Origin of the sequence: Blautia hansenii, assembly GCF_013304445.1 — a bacterium.
In the GTDB taxonomy this organism is placed as follows: Bacteria; Bacillota; Clostridia; order Lachnospirales; family Lachnospiraceae; genus Blautia.
Window position 1 is genome coordinate 1 of sequence record NZ_JAAITA010000009.1, and the last position, 17599, is coordinate 17599.

Here is a 17599-nt window from a genome sequence, read left to right on the forward strand (position 1 = left end):
GGAAGTGCAGCAATGTATGGAGCTGACTGCTACTAATCGGTCGAGGGCTTGACCTGAAAGCTTAGGGAACTAAGCGAAACGGTAAGTTGGAATTGGTTTGGTTTTGTGTATGCGGTTTTGAAGATACATATCTTCAAGAATGGCCCAGTGGCTCAGTTGGTTAGAGCGCCGCCCTGTCACGGCGGAGGTCGAGAGTTCGAGTCTCTTCTGGGTCGTTTGCTTTCGAAAGAAAGCGACAAGATTTATGGGATCTTAGCTCAGCTGGGAGAGCATCTGCCTTACAAGCAGAGGGTCATAGGTTCGAGCCCTATAGGTCCCATTTATTCTTAAAATAAAATAAGGGCGATTTCCCGAGTGGCCAAAGGGGACAGACTGTAAATCTGCTGGCAACGCCTTCGGTGGTTCGAATCCACCATCGCCCATTTAAAATTGAATACCACATCACGCCGATGTGGCTCAATTGGCAGAGCAGCTGATTTGTAATCAGCAGGTTATCGGTTCGAGTCCGATCATCGGCTTAGATATTATCGCGGGGTGGAGCAGTCTGGAAGCTCGTCGGGCTCATAACCCGAAGGTCACAGGTTCAAATCCTGTCCCCGCTACTATGCCCAGATAGCTCAGTTGGTAGAGCAGAGGACTGAAAATCCTCGTGTCGCTGGTTCGATTCCGGCTCTGGGCATTTTCCATGGAGCATTAGCTCAGTCGGTAGAGCACTTGACTTTTAATCAAGTTGTCCGGGGTTCGAATCCCCGATGCTTCACTAAATGAAAACAGCTCAAATCCTTATTATGAGGGTTTGGGCTTCTTTTTTTGCTGAATAGAATGGAACAGAAAACTGAGAGAATCCTTATAGAAATGTCTAGGAGTTTCCACATAAGATGTTAAAATATGTGGAGTTATCCACAAAAAAACAGAAAGAGAACTGTATTGTGAGGATATTAGCAAGGGAATCCATCGCATGGTCGATATTCAGCCCTTTAGGGCTGCCGTACAAAACATTCGTTTTGGGCAGCCCCAGGCCTTGTGTTATTCACAAACAGGATTTTCAATGTCTGTGGAGACAATAAATTCGTGTTTGTGGTTGGCGTCGTAGGTGGTACAGCCTTTTAAGAGGTGGACATGCTTTCCACATCCCACGTCAATGGCCTTGCCCGTTGTACCGCAAAATTCGTGGTGATGTCCGTTACAGGAATCAGTAGTAAATTTTACTCCGTGAACGTGACTTCCATCACAGGGAATGGCGTCGCCTGAGACGGTTGCAAATCTATGATTGTGGGCATACTCACAACATCCAGAGATGCGGGTACTTCCCGTAATTTCGTGATTGTGCTGTTTGGGATAACAGGTCTTGCTTTCTTTGTTTTCCATAATGGATTCCTTTCTTTTTGGAATATGAATGGTTACAATTCTATACTATGCACGAATCAGAAAAGAGGGTATAAATACGGAAAGGAAAAGAAATAAAAAAGAAACCAGAATCAATGAGGGGGGAAGGTTGATTCTGGTCTCTTTTTTAATATTATAAATATTAAAAAGAAGGAGAGCCGGTTTTCATACCGGCATATGAAAAAGAAAAAGATTTTTGAAAAAGTCTTATCGGCTTTTACAAGTAATACTATACAGGGTAAATGTGATAAAACTGTGATGAAATCCTAAAAGAAATGTTAATAAAAGAAAAAAATGGGGATGTGTTTATAAGAAAAAATAGCACAAAAAGAACAGGAGCAGGAATCCGAGGGGGATAGATTCCTGCTCCTGTTTTATTTCATAAAAAAGAAGGAGTTACTGGCAACTCATTGCCAGTAATATGAAAAGAAAAAGATTTTGAAAAAAGTCTTATTGGCTTTTACAAGTAATACTATACTATGTAAATAAGGACAATTTATGACAAAAAACTAAAAGAAAAATGAAAAAGACAATTTCTGATTTATTCTTTTTTTATAAATGCTTTTGATTTTCTTATTTTTCTGCTTTATAGACCGGATCGGCAGGATAACCGCCGGCAGCCTTCTGCATACCGCGCTGAATGGCGTCTCTGGAGTTTTTCCAGTCTGCGTCTTTGTTTTTATAATCGAATTTGTCACAGAACCATTCCAGGTCTTCGGTTACGCGTTGGAGATTATGTTCCATAAGGGGGAAGAGGTATCCATAAAAGGATTGCTTTTCTTTGTCAGACAGCAGTGTGTCTCCGGTTTCCACCAAATCTGCAAAGTGAGGGATACAAAAGCCTTTGCTGTTTTTTAAGAGTTCCTGAAATTCCGGGCTTTTCCGGTAGAGCTCAAAGAACGTATCCAGGTAGCGGTTGTAGGTATTTTTATAATAGTCACAGATGTAACAGGATGCGGTTTGCTCCTTTACCCAGGCGCCGATGTTTGTACGGGGATTTTCCGCATCTACCTTTGTTTTCTTAAAATGTCCCAGGATAGAGGCTTTGGCAGGAGAAAACATTTTCATCTGTTGTTTCAGTTCTTCGTTTTTCTTTTTGAAATGTGTGGTGAGAATCAGGCCTGTTCCCAGACGGTTGCCGTAGTCGAACATTTTTTTATAATGGGTTCGGCAAAAGCCTATTTTGTCTGTCTCTGCACGGACATCGTCCTCCATGTAGGAAGCGCCGGAACCAAGGACAAAATCCATGGCATGCTGTTCCAGATTTCGTTCAATAAAACAGAAAGGACATTCGTCCTGTGCGCGAAATGCGTCCATGAGAGGGATAGTATAAATTTTTTCTTTCATAGCGTTAAACTCCTTCAAAAAATACTTTAAGATAAGATTACCACAGGTGGGAAACAAAGAAAAGAAGAGGATTTGAAAATAAGTGTTTACACAAGTGTTGACAGTCTGATAAACTATATAAAAAGAGGTTTTAATAGTGTAGTTTTTAGGGAAAATGGAGCAATTATGAAAAAGAAAATAGATTTGTTAAATGGCCCCATAGCAGGAACCTTAGCCAGACTGGCGTTTCCTATTATGGGGACTTCTTTCATACAGATGGGGTATAATCTGGTGGACATGATATGGATTGGCCGGCTGGGCAGCGGTGCGGTAGCAGCAGTGGGCGCGGCAGGCATGTTTATGTGGCTGGCGAATGGTGTGACTACGGTACCCAGAATCGGCGGTCAGGTGGCGGTAGGGCATAAACTGGGAGCAGGAGACAGGGAAACAGCGGCTGAATATGCCAGAGGTGCGCTGCGGATGGGGGCGTTTCTGGGAATTTTGTACGGCATTATCAGTGTGCTTTTGAACAGACAGTTGATTGCCTTTTTTCAGTTGAACAGTCCGAAAGTTGTGTGGGACGCCAGAGTGTATTTGATGATTGTATGCGGTCTGGTAGTATTTTCCTTCCTGGACCAGGTATTGGGAGGAATTCTGGCAGCTATGGGAAATACAGTTACGACATTTCGGGTCACGACCATAGGGCTTTTGATTAACCTGGTACTGGATCCGGTATTGATATTTGGAGTGGGACCGATTCCGCGTATGGAAGTAGCTGGGGCGGCTATTGCCACGGTACTGGCCCAGGTCATTGTGTTTATCCTGTACTTGCGGGCGGTATGGCAGGAGCCGGTTATTTTTGCGAATCTGCATTTATTTGTGAGAACAAAAAAGGAATACATTAGAGAAATGGTAAAAATCGGATTTCCTCCGGCCATTCAGGATTCCCTGTTTTCTGCAATTTCCATGGTAATTGCCCGTCTGATTGCAGGCTGGGGAGATGCGGCTGTTGCCGTGCAGAAGGTAGGAAGTCAGATAGAATCCATTTCCTGGATGATGGCAGGTGGCTTTTCTACGGCAGTCAACGCATTTATTGCCCAGAACTATGGGGCAGGCAAAGTAGAGAGAATTCGGAAAGGCTATCATACGTCCATGATAATTATGGCGGTCTGGGGTGCAATTACCAGCTTTTTGTTGCTGGTATTTCCCGAATTTTTCTTTCGTATATTCATTACGGAAGAAGAGGTTATTCCTATGGGAGTAGATTATCTTAGAATTATAGGAATTAGTGAAATTTTTATGTGCCTGGAGGGCGCTGCAACCGGGGCATTTCAAGGTATGGGAAGGACGGTTCCGCCTTCTGTGACGGGAATTGTATTTAACACCCTGCGAATTCCTACAGCTATACTGCTTTCCGCAACCGCCCTGGGACTCAACGGAGTATGGTGGGCATTGAGTATTTCCTGCGTATTGAAGGGAACGGTGCTTCCTATATGGTTTGCGATTGTATTTAGAAAATTCTATAAAAATTATAAAGAGACAAAGGGAGAGCAATATGAATTCAAGTGAAAAAATTATGGTGGCTCTGGGTATTCTGATTCTGGCAGGAGGGATTTTTCTGGCCTTGAAAGGAAAGTCTTCCATGATTAGGGAGAGATTTGGAAGCGGGGTATCACCGGAGAATGAAAGAAAATTTATGGCAACTATCGGCGGGGCTGTCTGTGTTATCGGACTGGATATGCTGGCACTGGTGGGAATGTCTGTGAAATTTCAGATAAGCCAGGAGGTAACGCTGGTGATTCTGGGAGTTGGGATTGCGCTCTTTGTGGGAATTATCCTGATAGGACAGAAATATTACAGAAGATAAGAGGCGAAAAACATGCTGAATTGTTTATTTGTAGGAATCGGCGGGTTTGCAGGAGCGATTTGCAGATATCTGATGGGGATGATTCCTTTGCAGGATAAGTCGGGATTTCCCTGGATAACTTTGTGCATCAATGCTATAGGGGCTTTTGTCATAGGCCTTGTGACGGCGGCAGCAGCAAAGAATGGATGGGGAGACAGTCATCTGGTATTGTTTTTAAAAACCGGAGTTTGCGGAGGTTTTACAACGTTTTCTACCTTTGCTTTGGAGAGCTCTTCTCTGATGAAACAGGGGAAAACAGGAACTGCAGCAGTTTATATGGTGCTTAGTGTGGGAATTTGTCTGGCTATGGTGATGCTGGGGCAGAAACTCATAGTAAAATAAAATTTTAAGAGCAGGAGAGGAAAAATGAACAGAGAATATCATATTGAGACAAAATGTATCCAGTCTGGCTGGAAACCGAAAAAGGGTGAGCCCAGAATGATGCCTATTTACCAGAGTACTACGTTTAAGTACGATACCACAGAGGAAATGGGCAGATTGTTTGATTTAAAAGATAACGGATATTTTTATACCCGTTGTCAGAATCCGACCAATGATTTGGTTGCGGCAAAGATTGCAGATTTGGAAGGCGGCGTAGCGGCTGTTCTGACGTCTTCCGGACAGGCAGCGAACTTCTATGCTGTATTTAACATCTGCGAAGCCGGAGACCATGTTATCTGCGCGTCTGCGATTTATGGCGGGACTTTGAATGTGTTGGGTGTTACAGCAAAGAAGATGGGAATCGAATGTACTTTTGTAGATGTGGATGCACCGGCAGAAGAGTTAGACAAGGCCTTTCGTCCAAACACCAAAGCTGTGGTTGCCGAAACGATTGCCAATCCGTCTCTGGTGGTACTGGATATTGAAAAAATGGCAAATCTGGCACACAGCCACGGCGTTCCTCTGATTGTGGATAATACGTTTGCAACACCGGTGAACTGTCATCCGTTTCAATGGGGAGCGGATATTGTGACACACTCTACCACAAAATATATGGATGGTCATGCAGCGCAGGTAGGCGGCGCTATTGTAGACAGCGGAAACTTTGACTGGGAAGCCCATGCAGAAAAATTCCCCGGACTGACACAGCCGGATGAATCTTACCATGGCGTTGTATATACAAAACAGTTTGGAAAAGCGGCGTATATTACAAAAATTAATGCCCAGCTTATGAGAGATTTGGGTTCTATTCCTTCTCCAATGAACTGTTTTATTTTGAATCTGGGACTGGAATCTCTGGTATTAAGAGTGGAAAGACATTGCTACAATGCTCAGAAAACAGCAGAATATCTGGAAGCACATCCGCTGGTTGGCAAGGTGAATTATCCGGGACTTCCGGGAGACAAATATTATGAACTGGCACAGAAATACATGCCAAAGGGGACCTGCGGTGTCATTTCCTTTGAATTAAAAGCAGGCAGAGAGGCAGCGGTAAAATTTATGGACAGCCTGAAGCTGGCGTCTATTGTCACTCATGTGGCAGATGCCAAAACCAGTGTACTGCATCCGGCCAGCCATACGCACAGACAGTTAAATGACGAACAGCTTGTGGCAGCAGGCGTGTCTCCGGGAATGATTCGCCTGTCTGTAGGAATTGAGCATATTGATGACATTTTGGCAGACCTGGAACAGGCACTGGAAGCAAGTGAGCAATAGACATGAAATCATATCAAATTACAGCATGGAGTCATGAATTATTTAAGCTTCAGGTCACACCGGGCGGTGTTTATATTGACGCTACCATGGGAAATGGCTATGATACACAGTTTTTGTGTGAAATGGCAGGAGAGACTGGCAAAGTATGGGCTTTTGATATTCAGGAGCAGGCTTTAAAAGCTACAAAAGAGCGGCTGGAAAAGCATGGGCTTTTGGCAAAGGCAGAATTGATTTTGGACAGCCATACCCAGATGGAACAGTATGTGAAGCCGGATTCTGTGGACGGCATTTATTTTAATTTCGGATATCTTCCGGGAGGGGACCATGAACTGGCCACAAAGGCAGACACCAGTGTACAGGCAGTGGAAACAGGACTGCGTCTGCTGAAACCGGGCGGTGTTATGGCGCTTTGTATTTACAGCGGAGGGGATACGGGATTTGAGGAAAAGAACCAGATACTGGACTTTCTGAGAAAGTTGGACAGTCGGAAGTATATTGTAATTGTAAACCATTATTATAACCGGGAAAATAACCCTCCCATACCGGCATTTGTAGTAAAAAAGGGATAGGACATGACAGGGCAGGCATAGGATAACAGTGAGGAAAATACAGGAGTTTGTCATAGTATGAGCAGAGAAAAGGACTCGTGTATTTTAATGGCAGTGCTGTTTCCTGTACTGCCCTGGATGCTTACTGTGGTACTTCTGGGGCGGACGGCATGCCCTTTAAGCAAAAAGCCGGATATAGAGGCTTATACGGCATCTGTGGCGGCATCCCAAATTTCCTGGGCATATGAACAAGAAGCAATTCGAGCTCAGGTCGTTCTGGCCAGAACAAACCTGTATGCCAATCCAGACAAGCAGGAAGAAATGATACAGGAAGCTGCCAGGTATATAAAAAAGCAACAAATGGACAGTAAAATGCTGAAAAAATATGAGATTTTTCAAAAGGTAGCCCGGGAGACAGAAGGTCAGATACTGGAAAAAGACGGGGAGGTCCGGGAACTGCCGTATCATGCGTTAAGTGGGGGAAAAACCAGAGAGGGAAAGGAAGTTCTGGGAGAAGCATTTTCTTACATACCATCTGTGGAAACCGCCAAAGATATAGACAGTCCTCTGTATGTAGAGGGCTGTTACTTTTCACAGAAGGAACTGGAGAAACAGTTAAAGAGTGTGTATCCGGGATTTCAGATGGGGGAGGGAACCGTGGAAGTGAAGTCTGCGGACGGGGCAGGATATGCCATGGAAGTGCAGATTGGAAATCAGGTCTTCCAGGGGGAAAAGGTGAGAGAATTGCTTCAACTGCCGTCTTCCTGTTTTACCATACAGAAAACAGAGGAAGAAGTACGGTTTCTGTGCAAAGGTGCGGGACACGGATTGGGAATGAGCCAGTATACGGCGCAGCAAATGGCACTGGAGGGGAAGAGTTACAGAGAAATTCTGCTGTATTTTTTTCCGGAACTGGAGATTTCATGGTATAAAAAAACCGGTAAGGCGTTTTGAGGTGCGTTACCGGTTTTTTGAATGCAGATTTACTTTTTATTATCTGTCTCCAGGTTCAGAACAGAGGTGTGTACAACAGGCGTATCGCCGTCTTCCATGCTTTCGACATTGCAGTAAATGGAGTCTCCTTCTTTAAATTCGTAAAATTCCTGTACATTGTAGGGATACAAAATTGTCATGTCACTTTTGATGGTGACCGTGTCTCCTTTTTTCATATGGAAACCGTCGTAGCTGCCGTTACTGGTGACTTTGGCTTCTATGGTGCAGCTATCTAAAATAGAGGTGATTTCTGCATGAAGTTCATCGGAATCATTACTTTGGTAGGCCAGCGGAGAGGGCGTGGTTTCCAGCACAGATACAGCTTTTTTGGATACAGGCAGATATTGGACAATGAATTTGGAGTCTTCGGAGTATTTATAACTGATTTCTCTGCTGTCCGTGTCCAGACTTCCCTCTGGCTGAAAGTAGGAATATGTGTCAAATTCTTTTTCTGTAACAGCGACCTGCACAGTCTTCTCATTTAAATCAATACCTTCCATGGAATAAGTATATCCCAGAGAAATACCAAACAGGGTGTGCTTATTTTTGAAAAACTGTATTTGCGTGAGGGTTGTCTGCCGTGGGTTGGATTTTGCTGCAAAATCTCGGATTCCGCTGTAAAGGGAAAGCCCGCTGAGCAGCAGGACAGCCAGACTGCATACAAATGGAATGTAATGCTTTACAGCACTTTTCAGTCTGTTTCGCAGGAAAATCCAGTACAGTACAAAGAGCAGGGTGATGGCCAGGGCTGCCCAGAAACAGATGTAGTAGGAGCAGGGAGCGGCTGTGGTCTGATAAAAGTGAATCAGGACAAATCCGTCAAAAAGCAGCAGGACTGCCATAAAAAGAAAGAAAAAGTATTTTTTCATATGTGAGAACCTCCGTATGTATATTATGGTTGTGCTTTCCAACCGTTTTTCTGCGTTTCTTTTACCTGATACAGAGCATGGTCTGCCTGGAAATAAAGCTGTTCGAAGCAGGTTCCGTGTTCCGGTACAGAGGCAATGCCAATGGAAGCGGAAATCGTTACCTTTTTGCCGTTTTCTTCACAGGTTCGGTAAAGCTGCATAACTAAATGATCGAAAATAGGAGCCATATGCTCGAAATTGTGCGCGCCTGGCAGATATGCGGTAAACTCATCACCGCCAAGCCGGGCAATGATATCAGTTTTGCGAAAATGTTTCTGAAGAATCTGTGCGGTATCGTTTAAAATCCGGTCACCGTAAAGATGTCCGAAGGTATCGTTAATCTGCTTGAAATTATCCAAATCCAGAATGAGAAAGAGCCCGTTTTCGGGAGCGGTTTTGTCCGCCAGCAGCTGATTGATTTTCATTTTGGCTGTTCTGGCATTGTAAAGTCCGGTGAGGCCGTCACGCTCTGCCCTTTCCCTGAGCTCCAGTTCCTGCCGTTTTTCTGTATCAATGTCATTTAATAACAGAAGATAGGTGTCCTGGGCCTTGTTTAATTCCAGTTTATAGACTTCGCAGGAAGTCCAAAGAAGCTGTGTGTCCTGTATGAACAGAAATTCTGTCCGAATTTTTCTGTTTGCGGTGTTTAGTTCTTCTGCCAGGTATTCCCGGTGCAGAAAATGACGCATGATTTCCAGATAGTCTTCGGACACAAATGGAAAGATATATTTTTCTTTGTAGCTTTCAAAGGACAGGAATTCCGAAAGTTTTTCCTGGTTGATTTCCAGAATCTGATTCTTTTTCAACTGGAATTTGGCGCTGCTCCTGGCTTTTTCAAACAAAGCCTTTTGCAGCTGGTTCTGCAGCTGAATTTCCTGTTTCTGTATCATGTTTTCCGTCACATCCTCCAGAAGTCCTACGGTTCGCTGCTCCGTGTCATAGGCAGAATCTGTTTGTTTGGCAATTACCCGAAACCAGAAATCTCCGTTTTTCAGATGAAATTTCATGATTTTTCTGCTGAATCCCTGGTCTTTTACTTCCTGAATCAGTTGGTGGAAGTCTTTTAGGGAGGAGTCCTTCATAATTCCTGAGGTCCCCAGTGTTTCCAGTGCATTTTCTATCCGGCAGGGATGCAGGTTGGAATCGGGAAGAGAACCATGCATATTCAGAATGTCTTCTCTGGCCTTGTATTCAAACACCATGGTTTTGGAATATTCAATGGCAATTCGCAGCATGTGTTCATTTTTTATAGCTTCGTCGTGTTCAAACAGGATTCTGGCTCTTATTCTTTCCTGCATGCAGAGAACCAGTACCAATATGAGGGCCAGAAGGGCGGAAATCCAGAAAAACATCTGGTTTACCATATTTTGTACCTTGCGGCTTTCTGTAAGAATCGGTGTCTGTCGTATGGTTGAGTATAAATGCCAGTTATTGATGTCCAGAGGAACATAGTAGGACAACCGGATGTCTCCGTCAACGGAAAATTCAAAATAACCACTTTTGTTATTCTGTATATTTTCCATAATTTCCTGGCGACTGCTTTTGAGAAAGGTATAGTTTTCCATTTCTTTCCACACATTTTTGTTATTCATCACAGCGTTGGAATTTTTGTGGCTGGTGATGTAGTTACCGTTGGAATCTACAATCTGCAGGTAAGCGTCCATGTTATCTGCGGTATTTAAAATTGCAGAAATGGAGTCTTTATCGGTTATGCCGTATACAATACCGGCAATCGTGTTGTCTTTCGTGCGAACGGGAGCTGCCATTATCTGTACCTGAATGCCGGGTTCTGCCATAGAATCTATGACTTCTGAAACTGCAATCTGACCGGAGAGTGCCTGTATAAAATAGTCCCGTTCAGAAATATTCAAATGGCGGTCTTCGCTGTCTATGGCGTTTCCGTTCACATCGGCTATGCCCATATGGTCAAACAAATCCATGGAGTTAGCCGTATACAGTTTTTCTAAAGAGGCAGAATCTGTGGTTGAAAAAGAATCCGGGAAAGAATCTGCCAGGTTCTGCAGACCGTTTACCCGTGTCAGGTAAAAGTTTTTGATGTAAAAGGCACTTTCCTGTGCTTTGTTCACAAGCAGTTCTTTTTTATCTTCTGTAATCAGTGAAGTGTAAGCGGCGTTGAATTTCCATAAAAGGAAAATGGCGAAAAGGAATAAAAAAACAATCATGAAACTGTATCCCATGAAGAATTTTTTCAGGTGGTGTTTCCGCCCAAAACGCTTTTTCGCAAAGCTGATTAACGGTTTCATAGAAATCTCCTTTGGATATGAACAAATAGTGATAAAAATATTTTATCATGAAAGCGTGGGGAAAGCTATGGTTTTGTATGTATAAGTTTTCATATTCCGGCAATCCTATAATTGAAATCAAGAAAAGGGGCAGAAGTGTTCCAATTATAGGCAGAGGTGAAGAATATGAGTAAAAAAGGGAAAATTCGTGCAGCCCTGGGAGGGTTATTGGCACTGACACTGGTAGTTACCTGTGTGGCTGTGTATCAGTCCGGGAGTAAGAGCACGCCGAATGAGAAAGAATTTGTTAAAGAGGACGAGAAGGATTCTGTTGACGAGGCAATAAAGACAGAAGAGAGGGAAGAAGAGGAAACGGAAGATGCAAATACTTCTGATGTAGAAGGAACAAAAGCAGTGGAAGAAGAGAAAACACCGGAAGAGGAAATTGCTGATACAGAAGTACAGGCAGCAGAGGATGCGGCAGCAGAGGCACAGAACCAGGCCGGAGTGGCAGCAGCGCCGGATGTGAACTTTACGGAAAGCTCCCTTATGGAGTGGCCGGTAAACGGACAGGTTGTGTTGGATTATAATATGGACAATACGGTGTATTTTCCTACTTTAAATGTGTATAAACTGAATCCGGCTGTAGCAATTTCAGCTGAGGTAGGTTCTCCGGTGGCAGCAGTGGCCAACGGAAAAATTGTATCTGTGACGGAAAATGAGGAAACGGGCACAACGGTGACAGTAGATATGGGAAATGGCTATCAGGCTGTATATGGACAGTTGAAGGATGTGCCGTTTCAGGCAGAAGAATATGTGACAGCGGGAGCAGCTCTCGGATATATTAATGAGCCTACGAAATATTATACGAAAGAAGGCGCAAATCTTTACTTTGCACTCAGCAAGGACGGAGTACCTTTGGATCCAATGGAATATTTGCCGTGAATGGAAGACAGCCAATTGGGAGATTGGCTGTCTTTTGGGGCAGAAATCATTCACAAATACCACCCGGGAGAGTATAATAAAGTATGCGAAAGATAATTCGCAGCCGATTTATATTCCTACAGTCTTTATTTTGAGAGGCACAGCCTCAAGTATGGTTGAAATACTTCTTAATCGGCAGCTTTATATAGAGGGCGTCCTGTTTGGCTTTGCGGAGCAGATGAGGCGTCCGCTACATAGTTTTACAGAAAAGCAGAAGGGAAGAGGCAAGTTGAATTATACATATATTGTAAAATGTAGTGATGGAACATTTTATACGGGATGGACAAACTGTCTGGAAAAAAGAATTGCCTGCCATAATGCAGGAAAAGGGGCAAAATATACGAAAGTGCGGCTTCCGGTGGAACTGGTGTATTATGAAGAATTTCCTACGAAGCAAGAGGCCATGAGCAGGGAAGCAGGTATCAAAAAATTGAGCAGAAGTAAGAAGACAGCGCTGATAGAACAATTTCAAATGTGGGAAAAAAGTGAAAAACAGAGTTTATAAAAATCGTGGAAAAATGGTAGCAATCATGAAGAAGCTGTGCTACAATATCCTCAAAGCATTATATATTTCCAATATTCTAATAGGTCTATTGCGGCGTTCTGCCGTGTCTGAAAATCTGACAGCATATCAAAGGAAAATCTCAATGCTTTTATTCACAGAAAACAGGAACAAATGCAGAGAGGTGGAACAAAGATGTGCGGGGGCGGAGGATTAGCATGGCTTACAGTGTCTGTATGGGACACCTCCTGCGAAGGAAAGAGGAGGTATTTATCTTATGAAAACAAGAGAAACGATTCCGAGCAGAACGTATAAGGCTACGGTATTCGCCATGCTGTTTCAGGACAAAGAGCATTTACTGGAACTTTATAATGCAGTCAGCGGGAAACATTACACAGACCCGGAAATGCTGGAGATTAATACACTGGAGAACGCCATTTACATGGCAATGAAAAACGACCTTTCTTTTATCATAGACGCCCGGTTGTCTTTGTATGAGCACCAGTCCACCTACAGCCCGAATCTGCCCTTCCGGTTTCTGCTGTATATTGCGAATCTGTTTTCGTCTATGACAAAGGACGCCAATTTATATGGAACGAAGCCTATAGAACTGCCGTCACCGCGTTTTATAGTGTTTTACAATGGTCTGGAGGAACAGCCTGACAGGAAAATCTTAAGACTGTCTGATTTGTATACCATAAAAGAAGAGTGTATAAGGGAAGGGATACTGAAAGAATTTCTGGAGAAGAATCGAGCGGAGGCAAAGAACATGAGTATATTTGAGTATGACCAGGAAAAGCATATGAGGCAGGAGAGGGAAGAGGCCTGGGAAGAAGGGAATAGGGAAGGACTTGCAAAGGGGAGAAGAAATATGCTCTGTGAATTGATACAGAATCATGTACAAAGAGGAAAAAGTAGGGCAGAAATCGCAGAAGGATTGGGATTGCCGGAAGAGGTTATTGAGGAGATTTTACAAGATTTAGACGATTCTTTATCTGAGTAAAAAAAACAAAAGAAGAAGTTTGTGTGTGGAACATAACGCAACTTCTTCTTTTGCTCTATTCGTTATAAAGGGGAGTATAATCCGTGTATTCTTTTAAATCACCTGTTTAATCTCATAATTTTCATCAACCAGCACCATATCCGCAAATTTTCCCGGTGTAAGAGAACCGACTTTATCGTATACTCCAATGCTTTTTGCAGGATTTCTGGTTGCGGCAAAGATTGCAGCAGCCTCGGAAATACCAAACTTCATAGCATTTTTCATACAGTCGAAAAGATTGGTAGCCGAGCCTGCCAAGGTACCGTCAGCCAGTGCGGCAAAATGGTCTTTCATAGTGACTTCCTGTCCTCCCAGTTCATATTTGCCGTTTGGCATGCCAGTGGCCATCATGGAATCACTGATAAGGACAACTCTTTCTTCACCGAACATTTTAAAAGTCGTGCGGATAGTTGACGGATGAATGTGGAATCCATCACAGATAAGTTCTACCATACAGTCCGGCGTATCACAGGCAGCCCCTACAACCCCCGGGTCTCTGTGGGCGAAAGGAGGCATGGCATTGTACAGATGAGTGACATGTTTTGCACCCAAGTCCATAGCTTTTTTCGCACAATCGTAGTTAGCTGTGGTATGTCCAATGGAAACCATAACTTCGTCTTTCACTTCCTCAATAAATTCAAAGGCATTATCCACATTTGGGGCAAGAGTGACAAGTTTTATCTGATTTCCGGACGCTTCGTTGCACTTACGGAAAAAGGAAGCATCCGGAACACGGATATAATCACCGGCCTGAGCGCCTTTCTTTTTAATATCAATCAGCGGTCCTTCCATATTGACGCCGATAATGCGGGACAGTTCCGGGCTTTCGTCTATTTTAGCAGCAGTTGCAAAAATATCAAGCAGTTTTTCTTTTGCAAGAGTCATAGAGGTGGGACAGTAAGAGGTAACGCCGTGTTCCTTTTCATACTGCAATATTACTTTTAAGCCTTCGGGGTCTGCGTCGCAAAAATCATGGCCAAAAGCGCCGTGGCTGTGTACATCTACCAGACCGGGAATGACTTTCAAACCGGAAGCGTCTACTTCTGTTTTATCTGTTATTTCTGCTTCGGATGCGGCAATTTTGCCGTTTTCTACATATAAATCTTGTTGACGGAAAGTTCCGTCCTCCTGGAAGACCAGGCCGTTTTTAATAATCATGATACCTTCTCCTTCTATTTGGTTTAAATGTAAAATTCGTTTGTTTCCATTATAATTCCTGAAAGAAATTAATTCAATGAATACTTAAAAAAGTGAAAGAACTTTCAAGTGCTGTGCAGATTATTAAAAAATACAGCTTAAAAAAAGTGTTAAATTGGATAAAATGACAAATGGTATGAAAAGTGTTTCAAAATTTTATAAAATATTGAAAAACGTTTCAGAGGTGTTATACTAAGTTCCAGAAAAGCGCAAGCAGAAAGGAGAGCATTATGGAACAGAAATTAAAAAGACATTGGAGGAGCGGTTTCATCTGCCTTGTGAGGTGGAAAATGACGTAAACTGTGCAGGACTGGCGGAGCATTTTAGCGGCGCCTCAAAGGGCAGTAAAATCAGTGTCTGCCTGACTGTGGGGACCGGCATCGGAGGGGCCATTCTCATAGACGGCAAGGTGTTCCATGGTTTTTCCGGAAGCGGCTGCGAGGTGGGCTATATGCACCTGCCGGGAGGAGCGTTTCAGGATATGGGCGCCAGCAGTATTCTGGTGAAGAAAACGGCAGAGTACAAGCGCATAGCCCCGGAAAGCATTGATGGAAAATATGTGTTTGAACATGCAAAAAAGGGGGATACGGACTGTATTCGTGCCATTGAGGAAATGTGTGAGGTACTGGGAATGGGAATTTTCAATATCTGCTATGTGGTAAATCCTGAAGTTGTGGTATTAGGCGGCGGTATTATGGCTCAAAAAGAGTATTTGAAGGATAGACTCCGAAAGAGCCTGGACAAGTATCTGATACCTTCTGTGGCACAGAACACCCGTCTGGAATTTGCCAGGAACCAGAATCAGGCAGGTATGCTGGGAGCGTTCTGCCATTTTAAAGAAAGGCATTAGTCAAAAATCTTTGCAGAAGAAAACAGGGAGGCAGTATGGAAGAATACGAAAAAAATATCGTTCCTCACATTGAGGCCATTTATGAAAATTTTACACCGCTGGAAAAGACGATAGCGGATTTCTTTATTCACAATGAAGAGAAACTAGATTTGTCGTCAAAAAATGTATCCAAAAGGCTGTTTGTTTCAGAAGCATCTCTGTCACGGTTTGCAAAGAAATGCGGATATAAGGGGTATCGGGAGTTTATTTTCTGCTATGAGCAGGGAGGGACAGTTGTGAGCCGCAAGCCTGCAAGCGACCAGATTAAGATGGTACTCAACGATTATCAGGAGCTTTTAAACAAGAGTTATTCGCTGATGGATGAGAACCAGATTGGGCGGATTGTGGACATTATTTCTGAGAAAAAGCGGATTTATGTGTATGGAAAGGGAAGTTCCGGGCTGGCTGCCCTGGAGATGAAGCTGCGTTTTATGCGTATCGGCGTCACCATTGAGGCCATTACAGATGTGGATATTATGAAAATGAACTCGGTGCTTTTGGATGGGGAATGTGCGGCTATCGGAATCAGTGTCAGCGGCAGGACAGAAGCTGTGATACATTCTTTGCAGTCGGCAAAGAAGTGCGGGGCGGCAGTGATTCTTATGACTTCCCATATTGAGAAAAAGTTTCAGAACTTTTGTGATGAAATTATGCTTTTTGCCGTAAAGGCCAATCTGGAAAAGGGCAAAGCCATTTCTCCCCAGTTTCCCATACTGGTTATGGTGGATATTATCTATTCCCGTATGCTGCGAATGGATGACTTTCGGAGGGAAACGCTGCACGAATATACATTGGAAGTACTGGAAAGGGATTCTTAGGAATCCCTTTCTGTTGTTTCACGCCGGATTAAATAAGGAGTAATGACCTTATGAATAGGTTCCTCCAAAAGAACCGGATTTCTTTTCTTCCGTTCATCCATCTGTTCCACCAGAAGACGGACAGCTTCAAAAGCAATTTTATCAATGTGCTGTCCAACGGTGCTAATGGGAAGGACAGCTTCTGTAGAGATGGGAGAGTCGTCAAAGCCTACAAGGTAATAGTCTTTGGGCATGGTGCCATATCTCTGAATCAGAAGATTTAAAAATACATTGGCGTGGGTATCACTGGAAATAAACAGGCCCTTTTTCTGATGGGGATAGTCTCGTTCCAACTGGTCTAACACTTCGCTTAAAGTTTTCCGCATGGATTCATAGGTATTCCCCAAATCTTTATAAATAATTTTATGTTTCAGATTCTTTTCCCGGCAGATATCCTGAAAGCCTTTAATACGTCCGTAGGCCGGAATTTCCGGTGGAGTGGGTGTATTGATGTGTATGAGCACATCACAGCCGTGCTCGGCCAGAAGGCTGGTGGCCTGCACACCGCCCATGTAATTGTCCGTATTGACACTGCACACATACTTGTCTTCCCGTTCAATGGTGACAATGGGAACGTGAAGATCAGCCAGTTCTTTTGAGGGGATGGTAAAGCTTAAGATTATCAGACCCTCGATTTTATAGGACATCAGTTCCTGAATATACCGCCGTTCAGTGTCTGCATGTTCATTTCCGATAAATACAAGGAATTTATAGCCGAAACGTTCGTAGGTCTGCAGAATCTGATTCAGCATTTCCGAATAGTAGTGATTATGCAGATTGGGGACAATAATACCGATAAATTCGGTCTGTCCGTTGGCGAGAATCCGTGCTACTTTGTTTTCTTTATAATCTAAATCTACCAGTGCTTTTGAAATGATTTCCTGATTTTCCAAAGTAAGAGAATCCGGATTGTTGAAATACCGGGAAATGGTTGTCTTGGAAAAGTTGGTATATTTTGCAATATCATCAAAAGTTACGTTTTTTTTCTGTTTCATAAGCGCCTCTTTACTCATTTGTCGTTGAAAAACAGTATAGCAGAAGTCCGGGAGAAGAACAAGGAAGAATCGGTTAAGTAACCGGTTTTGTAAAATGTCTCCAAATAATCCTTGGGCAAATCGTACAGTTTTTACAAAGTTTTTTCAAAAAGGGGAAAAACTGCACA

16 protein-coding genes, 7 tRNA genes and 1 pseudogene are annotated in these 17599 nt (G+C 43.3%); 18 read left to right on the forward strand and 6 right to left on the reverse strand.

Annotated features, from left to right (window positions below):
* Positions 1-141 precede the first annotated feature (141 nt).
* The 7 genes from G5A70_RS08310 (at position 142) to G5A70_RS08340 (ending at position 760) form a co-directional block, all read left to right on the forward strand.
* Positions 142-215, forward strand: a tRNA-Asp gene (locus G5A70_RS08310).
* Positions 216-246: 31 nt separating this feature from the next.
* A tRNA-Val gene (locus tag G5A70_RS08315) sits at positions 247-319 on the forward strand.
* Between the two features lie 21 nt (positions 320-340).
* Positions 341-422 (forward strand) — tRNA-Tyr (locus G5A70_RS08320).
* Positions 423-445: 23 nt separating this feature from the next.
* Positions 446-518 (forward strand) — tRNA-Thr (locus tag G5A70_RS08325).
* 10 nt (positions 519-528) lie between these two features.
* Positions 529-602: transfer RNA gene (locus G5A70_RS08330), tRNA-Met, on the forward strand.
* A 4-nt stretch (positions 603-606) separates the two neighbouring features.
* Positions 607-679, forward strand: a tRNA-Phe gene (locus tag G5A70_RS08335).
* A gap of 8 nt (positions 680-687) precedes the next feature.
* Positions 688-760: transfer RNA gene (locus tag G5A70_RS08340), tRNA-Lys, on the forward strand.
* A gap of 266 nt (positions 761-1026) precedes the next feature.
* Here G5A70_RS08340 and G5A70_RS08345 read toward each other — a convergent pair.
* The gene (locus tag G5A70_RS08345) at positions 1027-1368 is read right to left on the reverse strand and encodes a YmaF family protein (protein WP_173749204.1); all 342 of its coding nucleotides are present in this window, start codon (positions 1366-1368) and stop codon (positions 1027-1029) included.
* A 591-nt stretch (positions 1369-1959) separates the two neighbouring features.
* Positions 1960-2733 (reverse strand): DUF6062 family protein, encoded by a 774-nt coding sequence (locus tag G5A70_RS08350; RefSeq protein ID WP_173749205.1) that lies wholly within the window; start codon positions 2731-2733, stop codon positions 1960-1962.
* A gap of 165 nt (positions 2734-2898) precedes the next feature.
* On the opposite strand from G5A70_RS08350, the gene G5A70_RS08355 reads away from it, so the two are divergent.
* Genes G5A70_RS08355 through G5A70_RS08380 form a run of 6 tightly spaced genes read left to right on the forward strand, consistent with a single transcriptional unit; the run spans position 2899 to position 7776 of the window.
* On the forward strand, positions 2899-4281 hold the full coding sequence (locus G5A70_RS08355; RefSeq protein WP_173749206.1) for an MATE family efflux transporter: 1383 nt from the start codon (positions 2899-2901) through the stop codon (positions 4279-4281).
* Positions 4268-4579 carry a hypothetical protein gene (locus G5A70_RS08360; RefSeq protein ID WP_173749207.1) on the forward strand — a complete coding sequence of 104 codons (312 nt, stop codon included), beginning with the start codon at positions 4268-4270 and terminating at the stop codon, positions 4577-4579. The genes G5A70_RS08355 and G5A70_RS08360 overlap by 14 nt, the downstream gene beginning before the upstream one ends.
* Before the next feature lie 12 nt (positions 4580-4591).
* On the forward strand, positions 4592-4960 hold the full coding sequence (crcB, locus tag G5A70_RS08365; protein WP_173749208.1) for a fluoride efflux transporter CrcB: 369 nt from the start codon (positions 4592-4594) through the stop codon (positions 4958-4960).
* A 24-nt stretch (positions 4961-4984) separates the two neighbouring features.
* Positions 4985-6274 (forward strand): O-acetylhomoserine aminocarboxypropyltransferase/cysteine synthase family protein, encoded by a 1290-nt coding sequence (locus G5A70_RS08370; protein ID WP_173749209.1) that lies wholly within the window; start codon positions 4985-4987, stop codon positions 6272-6274.
* Between the two features lie 2 nt (positions 6275-6276).
* Positions 6277-6843 (forward strand): class I SAM-dependent methyltransferase, encoded by a 567-nt coding sequence (locus G5A70_RS08375; RefSeq protein ID WP_173749210.1) that lies wholly within the window; start codon positions 6277-6279, stop codon positions 6841-6843.
* Positions 6844-6900: 57 nt separating this feature from the next.
* Positions 6901-7776 carry a SpoIID/LytB domain-containing protein gene (locus G5A70_RS08380; RefSeq protein WP_173749211.1) on the forward strand — a complete coding sequence of 292 codons (876 nt, stop codon included), beginning with the start codon at positions 6901-6903 and terminating at the stop codon, positions 7774-7776.
* Positions 7777-7805: 29 nt separating this feature from the next.
* Here the strand turns inward: G5A70_RS08380 and G5A70_RS08385 are convergent, their stop codons facing one another.
* Together G5A70_RS08385 and G5A70_RS08390 are read right to left on the reverse strand one after the other, a co-directional pair.
* The gene (locus G5A70_RS08385; RefSeq protein WP_173749212.1) at positions 7806-8684 is read right to left on the reverse strand and encodes a hypothetical protein; all 879 of its coding nucleotides are present in this window, start codon (positions 8682-8684) and stop codon (positions 7806-7808) included.
* A gap of 23 nt (positions 8685-8707) precedes the next feature.
* Positions 8708-10987, reverse strand: a complete 2280-nt coding sequence (locus G5A70_RS08390; protein ID WP_173749213.1) for a sensor domain-containing diguanylate cyclase — start codon at positions 10985-10987, stop codon at positions 8708-8710.
* A 165-nt stretch (positions 10988-11152) separates the two neighbouring features.
* Between G5A70_RS08390 and G5A70_RS08395 the strand changes: the two genes are divergently transcribed.
* The 3 genes from G5A70_RS08395 to G5A70_RS08405 all read left to right on the forward strand — a co-directional run bounded on the left by G5A70_RS08395 (position 11153) and on the right by G5A70_RS08405 (position 13455).
* On the forward strand, positions 11153-11911 hold the full coding sequence (locus G5A70_RS08395) for a M23 family metallopeptidase (RefSeq protein WP_173749214.1): 759 nt from the start codon (positions 11153-11155) through the stop codon (positions 11909-11911).
* 268 nt (positions 11912-12179) lie between these two features.
* Positions 12180-12455, forward strand: coding sequence for a GIY-YIG nuclease family protein (locus G5A70_RS08400; RefSeq protein ID WP_180211120.1), 276 nt, complete (start codon positions 12180-12182; stop codon positions 12453-12455).
* 274 nt (positions 12456-12729) lie between these two features.
* Positions 12730-13455, forward strand: coding sequence for a hypothetical protein (locus G5A70_RS08405; protein WP_173749215.1), 726 nt, complete (start codon positions 12730-12732; stop codon positions 13453-13455).
* Positions 13456-13548: 93 nt separating this feature from the next.
* Here G5A70_RS08405 and nagA read toward each other — a convergent pair whose 3' ends face one another.
* On the reverse strand, positions 13549-14652 hold the full coding sequence (nagA, locus tag G5A70_RS08410) for an N-acetylglucosamine-6-phosphate deacetylase (RefSeq protein ID WP_173749216.1): 1104 nt from the start codon (positions 14650-14652) through the stop codon (positions 13549-13551).
* A 262-nt stretch (positions 14653-14914) separates the two neighbouring features.
* Between nagA and G5A70_RS08415 the strand changes: the two are divergent.
* Positions 14915-15541, forward strand: a pseudogene (locus G5A70_RS08415) (ROK family protein); the annotation flags it as partial.
* 35 nt (positions 15542-15576) lie between these two features.
* Positions 15577-16398, forward strand: coding sequence for a MurR/RpiR family transcriptional regulator (locus tag G5A70_RS08420; protein ID WP_173749217.1), 822 nt, complete (start codon positions 15577-15579; stop codon positions 16396-16398).
* Here G5A70_RS08420 and G5A70_RS08425 read toward each other — a convergent pair.
* A complete protein-coding gene (locus G5A70_RS08425) occupies positions 16395-17432 on the reverse strand; it encodes a LacI family DNA-binding transcriptional regulator (protein WP_173749218.1) in 1038 nt (345 codons plus the stop codon). The genes G5A70_RS08420 and G5A70_RS08425 overlap by 4 nt on opposite strands.
* Positions 17433-17599: the final 167 nt, after the last annotated feature.

What these genes read in the sequence shown, in the direction of transcription:
- G5A70_RS08405 (WP_173749215.1), top strand. Translation starts at nt 12,730, where the DNA reads ATGAAAACAAGAGAAACGATTCCGAGCAGAACGTATAAGGCTACGGTA.
- G5A70_RS08395 (WP_173749214.1), top strand. Translation starts at nt 11,153, where the DNA reads ATGAGTAAAAAAGGGAAAATTCGTGCAGCCCTGGGAGGGTTATTGGCA.
- nagA (WP_173749216.1), bottom strand. Translation starts at nt 14,652, where the DNA reads ATGATTATTAAAAACGGCCTGGTCTTCCAGGAGGACGGAACTTTCCGT.
- G5A70_RS08420 (WP_173749217.1), top strand. Translation starts at nt 15,577, where the DNA reads ATGGAAGAATACGAAAAAAATATCGTTCCTCACATTGAGGCCATTTAT.
- G5A70_RS08390 (WP_173749213.1), bottom strand. Translation starts at nt 10,987, where the DNA reads ATGAAACCGTTAATCAGCTTTGCGAAAAAGCGTTTTGGGCGGAAACAC.
- G5A70_RS08425 (WP_173749218.1), bottom strand. Translation starts at nt 17,432, where the DNA reads ATGAAACAGAAAAAAAACGTAACTTTTGATGATATTGCAAAATATACC.
- G5A70_RS08355 (WP_173749206.1), top strand. Translation starts at nt 2,899, where the DNA reads ATGAAAAAGAAAATAGATTTGTTAAATGGCCCCATAGCAGGAACCTTA.
- G5A70_RS08375 (WP_173749210.1), top strand. Translation starts at nt 6,277, where the DNA reads ATGAAATCATATCAAATTACAGCATGGAGTCATGAATTATTTAAGCTT.
- G5A70_RS08380 (WP_173749211.1), top strand. Translation starts at nt 6,901, where the DNA reads ATGAGCAGAGAAAAGGACTCGTGTATTTTAATGGCAGTGCTGTTTCCT.
- G5A70_RS08385 (WP_173749212.1), bottom strand. Translation starts at nt 8,684, where the DNA reads ATGAAAAAATACTTTTTCTTTCTTTTTATGGCAGTCCTGCTGCTTTTT.
- G5A70_RS08345 (WP_173749204.1), bottom strand. Translation starts at nt 1,368, where the DNA reads ATGGAAAACAAAGAAAGCAAGACCTGTTATCCCAAACAGCACAATCAC.
- G5A70_RS08350 (WP_173749205.1), bottom strand. Translation starts at nt 2,733, where the DNA reads ATGAAAGAAAAAATTTATACTATCCCTCTCATGGACGCATTTCGCGCA.
- crcB (WP_173749208.1), top strand. Translation starts at nt 4,592, where the DNA reads ATGCTGAATTGTTTATTTGTAGGAATCGGCGGGTTTGCAGGAGCGATT.
- G5A70_RS08370 (WP_173749209.1), top strand. Translation starts at nt 4,985, where the DNA reads ATGAACAGAGAATATCATATTGAGACAAAATGTATCCAGTCTGGCTGG.
- G5A70_RS08360 (WP_173749207.1), top strand. Translation starts at nt 4,268, where the DNA reads ATGAATTCAAGTGAAAAAATTATGGTGGCTCTGGGTATTCTGATTCTG.